The organism is Mycobacterium sp. NS-7484 (assembly GCF_001953975.1).
GTDB lineage: Bacteria > Actinomycetota > Actinomycetes > Mycobacteriales > Mycobacteriaceae > Mycobacterium.
In genome coordinates this window covers 16,676-27,265 of sequence record NZ_MBEJ01000040.1, presented here as the reverse complement: position 1 = coordinate 27,265, position 10,590 = coordinate 16,676, and the positions used below count along the sequence as shown (strand labels likewise).

At 67.1% G+C, this 10,590-nt stretch carries 8 protein-coding genes; 5 read left to right on the top strand and 3 right to left on the bottom strand.

Annotation, left to right across the window (positions count from 1 at the left end):
• Positions 1-470 precede the first annotated feature (470 nt).
• Both A5733_RS08870 and A5733_RS08865 read left to right on the top strand, forming a co-directional pair.
• Entirely contained in the window at positions 471-1,178 is a 708-nt protein-coding gene (locus A5733_RS08870) for a hypothetical protein (RefSeq protein ID WP_067776300.1), read from the top strand.
• Between the two features lie 3 nt (positions 1,179-1,181).
• Positions 1,182-2,768 carry a DNA polymerase Y family protein gene (locus tag A5733_RS08865; protein WP_067776303.1) on the top strand — a complete coding sequence of 529 codons (1,587 nt, stop codon included), beginning with the start codon at positions 1,182-1,184 and terminating at the stop codon, positions 2,766-2,768.
• Between the two features lie 100 nt (positions 2,769-2,868).
• On the opposite strand, the gene A5733_RS08860 is transcribed toward A5733_RS08865, so the two are convergent.
• Entirely contained in the window at positions 2,869-3,933 is a 1,065-nt protein-coding gene (locus A5733_RS08860) for a nucleoside hydrolase (RefSeq protein WP_304528744.1), read from the bottom strand.
• A gap of 24 nt (positions 3,934-3,957) precedes the next feature.
• Positions 3,958-5,970, bottom strand: a complete 2,013-nt coding sequence (locus A5733_RS08855) for an SDR family oxidoreductase (protein ID WP_142253873.1) — start codon at positions 5,968-5,970, stop codon at positions 3,958-3,960.
• Positions 5,971-6,039: 69 nt separating this feature from the next.
• Here A5733_RS08855 and A5733_RS08850 point away from each other — a divergent pair, with 69 nt between their 5' ends.
• The 3 genes from A5733_RS08850 (at position 6,040) to A5733_RS08840 (ending at position 9,467) form a co-directional block, all read left to right on the top strand.
• A complete protein-coding gene (locus A5733_RS08850) occupies positions 6,040-6,909 on the top strand; it encodes a MaoC/PaaZ C-terminal domain-containing protein (protein WP_076239845.1) in 870 nt (289 codons plus the stop codon).
• Positions 6,910-7,023: 114 nt separating this feature from the next.
• Positions 7,024-7,914, top strand: coding sequence for a universal stress protein (locus A5733_RS08845; protein WP_067776351.1), 891 nt, complete (start codon positions 7,024-7,026; stop codon positions 7,912-7,914).
• A complete protein-coding gene (locus A5733_RS08840) occupies positions 7,911-9,467 on the top strand; it encodes an APC family permease (protein WP_067776310.1) in 1,557 nt (518 codons plus the stop codon). Before A5733_RS08845 ends, A5733_RS08840 begins: the two co-directional genes overlap by 4 nt.
• Before the next feature lie 8 nt (positions 9,468-9,475).
• Here the strand turns inward: A5733_RS08840 and A5733_RS08835 are convergent, their stop codons facing one another.
• Entirely contained in the window at positions 9,476-10,492 is a 1,017-nt protein-coding gene (locus A5733_RS08835) for a hypothetical protein (RefSeq protein WP_076239844.1), read from the bottom strand.
• Positions 10,493-10,590 lie beyond the last annotated feature (98 nt).

Sequence of the window (10,590 nt, the reverse complement as noted above, 5' to 3'; positions counted from 1 at the left end):
GGGGGGCGGGCGGCGTCGTGGTCGTTGTCGTCTCGGTTGTCGTCGTGGTGGTGGGCGTGGTGGTTTCGGGACCTTTTTCTTCCTCGGTACCGCATGCCGCGGTGAACGAAATCATCCCGATGACTGCCGCACCGCCTGCGATGACGGTGAGCCGACGAGTCAACTGCCCAGATTTCATGTTGCGTTTCCTCACTGTCCCCCGTGTTCCTACAGAGCTGGCCTTCGGTGAATCGCGACGGATTCCCACTCCCTGCAACGCAAATCGTGGCCCAGCCCATCCCGAAGCGGGTTCTGGTGACCGAACTCTAACTCAAGGTTCTCGCGGCCGCAGATCTGTTCCTGCGTGGTCCGTCCGCGCGCATCGGCGACCCCCGGCCGCAGCTTGACGCTGTCGGTGGGTGGGTGTTTACTCGAGACGTCGAACATACATTCGAAGATGTTCCTGGATAGTTGGTGCTGGAGGTGTTGTTGTGACTGTTGCGACGGAGCGTGATTTACGTCTATTGACCCGCTCTGAACAGGTGGAACACCTCAGGCGCAAGATCGCCTCGGTATCAGGCAAGGTGGGCTCGGCGCATCGGAGCGTGCCGCGGGCCGATGCGGCCATCCCGGCTCCAGAATCTTTGCTGAAGCCGGTCGGATCGCTGGTTGAGACGTTGCCCGAGGGTCTGCCGACCATGCTGCCGCGGGGGTCTGTTGCAGTGGCCGCCGGTGCCCGCTCGCTGACGCTGGGCATCGTGGCGGCGGTGACGGCGGCGGGCGGGCATGCGGTCATCATCGGCCAGCCCGATGTCGGCCTGCTGGCCGCGGTGGAGATGGGCGCCGATCTGACCCGGCTCGCGGTGGTGCCCGATCCGGGGGCCGATCCTGTCGAGGTGGCCGCTGTGCTGATGGACGGGATGGATCTGGTGGTGCTCGGGCTGGGCGGCCGTTCGGTGCCGCCGAGTCGGGCCCGGGTGATGGTGGCACGGGCCCGGCAGAAGGGCTGCACCCTGTTGGTCACCGACGGGAACTGGCAGGGGGCATCGGCCCGGTTGGAGGCCCGGGTGTCCGGTTATGACGTGACCGGCGCCGGCGGGGGCGCCCCGGTGCCCGGACGCGGCCGGATCAGTCGGGTCCGGCTGGCCATGCGTACGCGTGGGCGGTCCCTCGGAACAGCTTGTGCAGCAGGCGGGTAGCCCATGCCCGCAGATTCCAGGGTATTGGCTCTGTGGTGTATGGACTGGCCTGCGGTGGCGGCGGCGACGGCAGCGGGTCTGCCCTCGACGGTGCCGGTCGCCGTCACGCTGGCCAACCGGGTGATCGCCTGCTCGGCATCGGCCCGGGCGGCCGGGGTGCGGCGTGGGTTGCGTCGTCGTGAGGCGCAGGCGCGGTGCCCACAACTGCATGTCGTCACTGCCGATTCTGCCAGGGATGCCCGCTATTTCGAGAACGTGACACTGGCCGTCGATGATCTGGTCCCGCGCGCCGAAGTGTTGCGGCCGGGGCTGCTGGTGCTTTCGGTGCGTGGGGCGGCACGGTATTTCGGGTCCGAACCGGTTGCCGCCGAACGATTGATCGATGCCGTCGCCGCAGCAGGGGTCGAATGCCAGGTCGGCATCGCCGATCAGCTCTCCACAGCGGTCTTCGCCGCCCGGGCGGGCCGCATCGTCGACCCCGGAAATGACGCGACGTTCCTGTCGGGGCTGTCGATCCGTCAGTTGGCCACCGAACCGGCCCTGGCCGGTTCCGGTCGGGAGGACCTGGCGGATCTGTTGTGGCGGATGGGTATCCGGACCTTGGGGCAATTCGCCGAGTTGTCCCGCACCGATGTCGCTTCCCGGTTCGGGGCCGACGCGGTGACGGCGCACCGGTTCGCCTGTGGAGAGCCGGACCGGGGCCCCTCCGGGCGGGATCCGGCAGCTGAACTCGATGCGGTGATGAACTGCGATCCGCCGATCGAACGGGTGGATGCCGCAGCTTTTGCGGGGCGGTCCCTGGCCAGTGATCTGCATCGTCATCTGGAAGGCGCCGGGGTGGGCTGCACCCGGTTGGCCATCCACGCCGTCACCGCCAACGGTGAAGAGCTGGAACGGGTTTGGCGGTGTGCTGAACCGTTGACCGAGGATGCCACCGCCGACCGGGTGCGGTGGCAGTTGGACGGCTGGCTGAACCGGCGCACCTCTGAACGGCCCACCGCCCCGGTGACGGTGCTACGCCTACGGCCGGTGGAGGTGGTGTCGGCAGCTGCGCTGCAATTGCCGTTGTGGGGCGGTGTGGGCGAGGAGGACCGGCTGCGGGCCCGGCGTGCACTGCTACGGGTTCAGGGGCTGCTCGGTCCGGAGGCGGTGCAGGTGCCGGTACTCAGCGGGGGCCGAGGGCCTGCCGAGCGCATCACGTTCACGCCACTGGGGGATGAGCCGGTGGCGCGGGCGGATCCGCGGCAGCCCTGGCCCGGTCAACTGCCCGAGCCCTCACCGACCGTCCTGCTCGATGACCCGGTGGAACTGCTTGATGCACAGGGAAATCCGGTCCGGGTCACCAGTCGTGGGTTGTTCTCGGCCGATCCCACACGGTTGGCCGGCGCCGGTAGGCGTGACGGCAGGTTGCGCTGGTGGGCCGGGCCGTGGCCGGTCGACGAGCGGTGGTGGGATCCGGAGAACCGCGGGGCCGGACGTACCGCCCGGGTCCAGGTGCTGTTGCGGCCCGGCGACGCCGACGAAGACCACCTTGCCCTGCTGTTGTGTTACCGGCAACGCCGGTGGTATCTGGAGGGCGCCTATGAATGAGGCTGAATGAAGCCGCCGAATGTGAGCAAGATTGCGAAATTTCGCAGAAACTTGGCCAACAGGTTCACGTTCGGCCGGGCAACTCCGGCCCGGGGGCGGATCAACCCAGATGCTGAGCGAAGGCGCCGACCCGGTCGATGAACCGGTCGAAGAACACCACCGGGTCGACCTCCATGCCGATGAGGGCGTTGGGTTGACGGCCCCAGTGTCCGCGCCAGTCGGCGACTGTCATGCCACGGGTCAAGGTGCCGCTCAACTCGACGTCGACCGTGGTTTCCCGGTAGCGCACCAAGTCCGGGTCCAATGCAACCGCGGCGGCCAGGGGGTCGTGCAAGTGCGCCAGGTACCCGTCGTCGGTGTCGAAGTGGAATTCGAAATAGAACCGCAGGGCGTCCTCGATGACGCGGATCAACGGGTTGGCGGCCGTTGACCGGGTGCCCCGCTCGTCGAGCACACTCATCGGTGTCGACGGAGACCCGGCGGCGACGGCGAGCCGGTTCAACAGCGCCGGAGTCATGGCAATGTTCTCGGTGAGGTTGAGTCCCAACACGATTGGCACATGGGTTGCGGTGTCGCGGCCCCAGGCCGCGGTCCAGCCGCCGAACACCTCGGCGGCCGACTCGGGGTCCACGCTGATGTTCCACTCCGACACCGGGGTGGTGTTGCCCCGGTAGTCGAACGCCCCACCCATGATGACAAGCCGGCGCAACAGCTTGGGCAGGGTGGGTTCGGCGCGCATGGCCAACGCCAGATTGGTCAGCGGGCCGGTGACCAGTCCGATCAACTCACCCGGATGGGCACGGGCGGCACGCACCCACGCCTCGGCGGCGTCGTGCGCGGTGAGCAGCCGGTCGCCGGACGGAAGCTGCGCGTATCCCAGGCCCTGCGGTCCGTGGGTGTCCTCGGCGGTGCGCAGCGGCGCGCTCAACGGCTGCTCGGCCCCTTTGGAGACCGGAACCCCGGTGACCCGACACAGTTCCAGCAGACCCAGGTTGTTGTCGCAGACCTGTTGCACCGGAACGTTTCCCGCTGTCGAGGCGACACCGACCAACTCGGCTTCGGGGCTGGCCAGCAGGTACACCAGGGCCATCGCATCGTCGACACCGGTATCGACGTCGGCGAACACGGGCAACATCGATTCGCCGCTCCGCGGCGGTGGCGTCATCTCGCCACGATAGAACCGGCCCGGCTACCAGTGCACCCCGGGCACCAACCGCACCGCCCGTTTGACCGGGCGGGTCACCCCACGCGGAACCCGCAAGGTGCGAGGGCTACGGACCGGTCGCTTCGGCCGACGTGGTGTGCTGTCGGATACCTGGCTGCTCACTCCACGTGCCGCCGCCGAGTCCGGATACCCCAGATACAGCTGGTGCAGAACGCGACGGGACAGCTTCGGCGTCAGATAGTTGCCGAAGTCGGCGACCGTGCCCAGCGGGGTGTCGATGCGGACCGGCTTCTCCACGAGCCCGCGTACTACCATGGCCGCCGCGTGCTCGGCTGAGATCGGGGGCACCGGGTTGAGCCGGCGCGACGGTGCGATCATCGGCGTCTTCACCAACGGCATGTGGATGTTGGTGAATGTGATGTGGTCGGAAAGGGTTTCGGTGGACACCACATCGGAGAACGCATCCAGTGCCGCCTTGGAGGGCAGGTAGGAGCTGTACTTCGGGGTGTTGGCCTGCACGCCGGCGCTGGACACGTTGACCACATGGCCGAACCTGCGTTCCCGCCAGTGCGGTAGCAGCGCCAACACCATGCGCACCGAGCCGAAGTAGTTGACCGCCATCACCCGCTCGTAGTCGTGCAGTCGATCCGTCGAGTTCATCACCGATCGGCGGATGGACCGCCCGGCGTTGTTCACCAGATAATCGACGTGGTCGAACCGGCCCAGGATGTCCTTGACGGTGTGCTCCACCGATGCCGAGTCGGTGACATCACACGTGAAGGCGTACGCCTGCCCGCCGGCCGAGCGGATCTCGGTGACCAGATCGTCGAGAGCCTCACCGTTGCGGGCCAGGGCGAAGACACAGGCTCCCCGCTCGGCCACCGCCAGGGCCGACGCGCGGCCGATGCCGCTGGAGGCACCGGTGATGACGACGTGCTTGCCCACCAGGGGGCCGGCCGGGTCGTCGCGTCGGGCCCGGTCGGGATCGAGATGCTGAGCCCAGTAGCGCCACAGTTTCGGTGCGTACGAGGAGAATTCGGGGACCGTGATCCCGGTACTGCGCAGCGCGGCGATGGCATTGTCGGCGGTGAAGGTCGGACGCAGTTCGGCCACGTCGAGCACCTCACCCGGGATGCCCAACTGGGCGGCCACGATGTTGCGCACAACTTTGGCCCGTCCCCGCGCCCGCAATACCGGCGCCGCGGTGACTCGGGGGAGTGACCCGCGCAGCGGTGGCAGCCCGGCTTCGGGTGCCACCCCGCGGTAGATGTCGCGCAACCCGATGGTGCTCGGCGCGGTCAGATGGAACGTCTCGCCGTCTGTGCCCTCGACATGCATCAGATGGACGAGGGCGTCGACCACATAGTCCACCGGGACGACGTTGGTGCGGCCGGTGTCGGGCAGCATCATCGGGGTGAACCGGGGCAGCGCGGCCAGCCGTGCCAGCACGCCGAAGAAGTAGTAGGGGCCGTCGATCTTGTCCATCTCGCCGGTCGCCGAATCGCCGACCACGACGGCCGGCCGGTACACCCGGTAGCGCAGTCCCGGTGTCGAGCGCACGAGCTGTTCGGCTTCGAACTTGGTTTGGTGATACGGCGTGGGCAGGTCTTGGGCGACGTCGAAATCATCTTCGGTGAACACGCCGCGGTGGTTCCCGGCGACGGCGATCGAGGACACGTGGTGCAACGTGGCGTCCAGCCGGCGGGCCAGCTCGGTCACCGCGCGGGTGCCTTCCACGTTGGCGGCCCGCTGCTCTGCCTCACCGGCCGCCATGTCGTAGATCGCTGCGCAGTGCACCACGTGCTCGACGTCGCCGAGTTCGGCGACGTCGGCCGCCGACAAGCCGAGATCTGCTGCAGTCAGGTCGCCGACCAGCGGTTTCACCCGTTCGCTCCAGGTCTGGGCCAGACGTTCGAACCTTGTCAGCGACTCCCGGCGCACCAGTACCCACACCTGGGCGTCGGGTTCGACCGCCAGAATCCGGGAGATCACTCGGCGGCCGATAAACCCGGTACCGCCGGTAACGACATAGCGCATGCGAGTCATCGTGGACCTAGATCGAGCAAACGTCAACAGGGGCGGTCTTCTCAACTATCGTCGGCACGCATGCCCCTCAATCCGGATGCCATCGGCGCCAAGACCGATCCGATCCAGTTCGACTGGACCGACCGCGACACCCTGCTGTACGCCATCGGCGTCGGCGCGGGAACCGCTGACCTGGCCTTCACCACGGAGAACAGCCACGAGATCGAGCAGCAGGTGCTGCCCACCTATGCGGTGATCGCATGTTCGGCCTTTCCCGCCGCCCTGAAGATCGGCACGTTCAACTTCAGCATGCTGCTGCACGGCTCCCAGGAGATCCGGCTGCACCGGCCGCTGCCGCCGGCCGGAAAGTTGACCGTCGTCTCCGAGGTCGCCGACATCCAGGACAAGGGCGAAGGCAAGAACGCGGTGGTCATGCTCAAGGGCGTCGGAACCGACCCGGCCAGCGGCGAGGTGGTCGCCGAAACCCTTACCACCGTGGTGATTCGGGGCGAAGGCGGATTCGGCGGTCAACCGGGGCAACGCCCGACGGCACCGCAGATTCCCGACCGCGAGCCCGACGCTCAAGTGAAGCTGCCCACGCGCGAGGACCAGGCCCTGATCTACCGGCTCTCCGGCGATCGCAATCCGCTGCACAGTGATCCGTGGTTCGCCCAGAATCTCGCCGGTTTCCCGAAGCCGATCCTGCACGGCCTGTGCACCTACGGCGTTGCCGGGCGCGCCCTGGTCGCCGAACTCGGCGGCGGCGACGCCACCAAGGTCCATGCGGTCGCGGCCCGCTTCAGTTCACCCGTGTTCCCGGGAGAGACGCTGACGACGTCGATCTGGCGGACCGAGCCGGGGCGGGCGGTGTTCCGCACCGAGGCCTCCGGGCCCGACGGCGCCGATACTCGGCTGGTGTTGGAGGACGGCGCCGCCGAGTATTCCGACTGATCGGCCGGGGCCGGCAATTTTGTAGAAGCGCTGCACGCCGAGTGGGGGATTGACAGGATCGAACCACTACGGTCGCACGGCACGGTGCGGGATGGGCGGTGGCAGATGGCGCAGGTGAATCTGGTCGTTGGGTACCTGGCCACCCCCGGTGGTGCCGATGCGCTGGCACTGGCGGTCCGGTTCGCCCGGGCCTTGGCGGCGCAGCTGCACATCTGCCTCGTCATCCCGCCGGACACCGCACCGGCGGGCATCGGCCCCAAGGGCGGTTACGAGGACATGGTGGCCGAACAGGCCCAGGGCTGGTTGGACGACGCGATGACCTCGGTGCCCGACGACGTTGTGGCGCACACTCATCTGAGCTTCGACGAGTCGTTCACCGACGGCCTGATCCACGAGGCGCTGCGGTTGCAGGCGGTGGCCATCGTGGTCGGTGGTTCCGGTGGCGGGCTCGTCGGCAGCTTCTCGCTGGGCTCGGTGGTCAACGAGCTGTTGCACTCCTCACCGGTGCCGGTTGCGGTGGCGCCGCGCGGAACTCGGGACTCGACGGTCGAACGGATCCACGAGATCACGTGCGCCATCGGGCAACGGCAAGGCTCAGATCTGTTGCTCGACACCGCGGTACGGGCCAGCCGAGCAGCCGGCGTCCCGTTGCGGCTGGTGTCGTTGGTGGCGCTCGATCCGGCCTTCGGATCGCTGCGCGGCGATGACGACGCGGTTCGTGAACACGCGCTCGCGCATGCCCAGAGCACCTTGGAGACCGCCAGAAGTGAGCTGCCCGAGGACTTTCCGGTGACCTCCACGATCGTGAACGGCCCCACCGTCGAGTCCGCGGTGGAGCAGTTGAGTTGGCAGGACGGCGACATCATCATGGTCGGCTCCAGCCGGCTCAGCGCGCCGCGGCGGATCTTTCTCGGTTCGACCGCGGCCAAGATGTTGCGGGTGTTGGACGTCCCGATGGTGGTGGTACCTCGGGACGAACTGAAAGACGGCGAGGGCCACGCATGACCGATTCTGCCGCGGAATCCGCGCCCCAGGACAAGCTCGTGGCCGCCGAGCAGTCCAGCGGCTTGATCTCCAAGGGATTGGCTGCCGGCAAGGTGGGCACATTCTCCGGTGCTGTGCTCGGGATCTCGTGCGTGGCGCCGGGATACACGCTGACCGCGAGTATCGGTCTGATCGTCGCGGCGGTCGGGTTGAAGATGCCCGCCATCTTCATCGCCGGTTTCATCCCGATGTTTCTGACCGCCTACGCCTACCGCGAACTGAACTCGCGGGCACCCGACTGCGGCGCGTCGTTCACCTGGTCCACCAAGGCGTTCGGGCCGTATGTGGGCTGGATGTGCGGCTGGGGCATGGTGATGGCGTCGATCATCGTGCTGTCCAACCTCGCCGCCATCGCCGTGGAGTTCTTCTACCTGTTCATCGCTCGAGTCAGCAACCATCCCTCGATCGCTGACCTGGCCGACAACAAGGCCATCAACATCCTCACCACTTTGGTATTTCTGGCCCTTGCCACCGCGATCGCCAGCCGCGGCATCACCACCAGCGAACGGGTGCAGTACGTTCTGGTGGGATTCCAGATGGTGGTACTGCTGGCGTTCGCCGTGATGGCATTCGTGCACGTGGGCCGCGGCGATGCCCCGGTCGGGCTGTCGTTCGATCTGGACTGGTTCAACCCGTTCAGCGGACTTGCGTTGAGCGCCTTCGTGGTTGGCGTGACGGGGTCGATCTTCGCGTTCTGGGGCTGGGACACCTGTTTGACCTTGGGGGAGGAATCCAAGGATCCGACAAAGGTGCCGGGCCGGGCGGGTCTGTTGTGCGTGCTGTCGATCCTGGGCACATATCTGCTCATCGCCGTCGCGGTGATGATGTATGCCGGGGTGGGCGAAACCGATCTGGGCCTGGGCAATCCCGACAATGCCGAGAACGTGTTCGCGGCACTGGCCGACCCGATCATGGGCCATTGGGCCGGGCCGTTCCTGTTCCTGGCGATCCTGGCCTCGTCGGTGGCCAGCCTGCAGACCACCTTCCTGCCCGCGGCCAGGGCCATGCTGGCCATGGGCGCCTACAAGGCCTTTCCGGCACGGTTCGCCGAGGTCAGTCCCCGCTATCTGGTGCCCAGCTTCGCGACCATCACCGCGGGCGTGGTCACCGGCGTGTTCTATACCGTGGTGAGCCTGCTGTCCGAAAGTGCCCTGCTGGATACCATTGCCGCCCTTGGCATCATGATCTGCTGGTACTACGGCATCACCGCATTCGCCTGCGTCTGGTACTTCCGGCGGGAGTTGTTCACCAACGCGCGCAACGTGGTGTTCAAGTTCCTGTTCCCGTTGCTCGGCGGGATCGTGCTGGCCGCGGTGTTCGTGATCGCCATCGGAGAGAGCATGAACCCGGAGAACGGCAGCGGCGCCGAGATCGGCGGCATCGGGCTGGTGTTCTTCATGGGCTTCGGCATCCTGCTGCTCGGCGCCGTGCTCATGCTCGTGTGGCGATCGGTCAACCCGGCGTTCTTCCGCGGTGAGACCCTGCGCCACGACACCCCGTCGCTCGTGGAGTAGCGCGCGGGCTATCCGGCCGCGTCGCCGATTCCGGAGTGCCCCTTGTTGTGGGCCAATTGGAACGGATCGAGCAGATCCCAGACTCCACCGACGACCTGTTGTTTGAGCGCGGCGGCCGGCTCTTCCAGGTTGATCAGGTCGGCGATGATGTCGTACCCGTAGTACACCGCCGAGCCGGGCGGAGTGGTCTTGATCAGCTCCATGATGATGGTCTGACGGGCATCTCGGGCCGCGTCGTCGTCCCCCAGCGCCGGCGCCAGGTCGGGCAGGATCCGGCTGATCGGGATCACCGCGTTGACCCACGGCACGATCTGGCTGGCCCGGTAGATCTGCTCGGTGGCTTCCCGGACAAACGGGTCGAGCTCATCCGGTGACGCGGTGAGCAGTGCTTCTCGCAGGCTCATCATCGCGTCGGGGAAGTCGGTCGGGTCCGGGTCGTTGTCTCGGAAGGGGTTGGGGCTCCAGGGCGTATCTGCCTGGGTGTCGACAGTGTCCGACTGCGTCTGCACCGCACTGAGTTTCGGCGCAAGCTTGGTGACGGGCTCCGGTGCGGTGGTGGATTCCGGCTCGACGGCCGCTTGCTTCGGCGTGAACAGGCTCTTGAGCTTCGTGACCTGCTCGGCCTCGAACTCTTCGGCGCTCGGCTTGGCCTTGGGCGTCACGGACACCGACCTGGCGGGCGTGACGGCCTTGGTCAACGAGTCGGTGATCGTCTTGGAGACGACGTTCGCGGACTTGCCGGCCTGCGTCGCGGCCTTCTCGAGCTTGTCGGTCTGCTTGTCGACGGCGTCTTTGAACTTGGCCACGGGCTTGGTCCGTTTGGCGGCGTCGGCCTTGGAATTCGCCGAATCCGCGCGCTTGGGTCCGGCCTTGACGTGCTGCGATGTGCTGTTGGTCGACTTCTTGGCCGCCCCGTCACCCGAATCGGCATGGGCGGTGCCCTGCCCGGCCACGGCGATCGCCGCACCCACTCCCGCCGCTACCGCGACGCCACCGACATAGCCGATGTATTTGGTTGACGCCATTGCCGTCCTCTCACAGCCGATCCCCAGCCCAGAGGGATCGTAGGGTGTCGTGCCGTGATCGGCATCTCAAGGTGACCCCGGCCCAGTATATCGAACAA

Excerpts from the sequence above, each read along its gene's own strand:
- A5733_RS08865 (WP_067776303.1), top strand. The coding sequence starts at position 1,182 with ATGCCCGCAGATTCCAGGGTATTGGCTCTGTGGTGTATGGACTGGCCT.
- A5733_RS08860 (WP_304528744.1), bottom strand. The coding sequence starts at position 3,933 with ATGACGCCACCGCCGCGGAGCGGCGAATCGATGTTGCCCGTGTTCGCC.
- A5733_RS08855 (WP_142253873.1), bottom strand. The coding sequence starts at position 5,970 with ATGCGCTATGTCGTTACCGGCGGTACCGGGTTTATCGGCCGCCGAGTG.
- A5733_RS08850 (WP_076239845.1), top strand. The coding sequence starts at position 6,040 with ATGCCCCTCAATCCGGATGCCATCGGCGCCAAGACCGATCCGATCCAG.
- A5733_RS08840 (WP_067776310.1), top strand. The coding sequence starts at position 7,911 with ATGACCGATTCTGCCGCGGAATCCGCGCCCCAGGACAAGCTCGTGGCC.
- A5733_RS08835 (WP_076239844.1), bottom strand. The coding sequence starts at position 10,492 with ATGGCGTCAACCAAATACATCGGCTATGTCGGTGGCGTCGCGGTAGCG.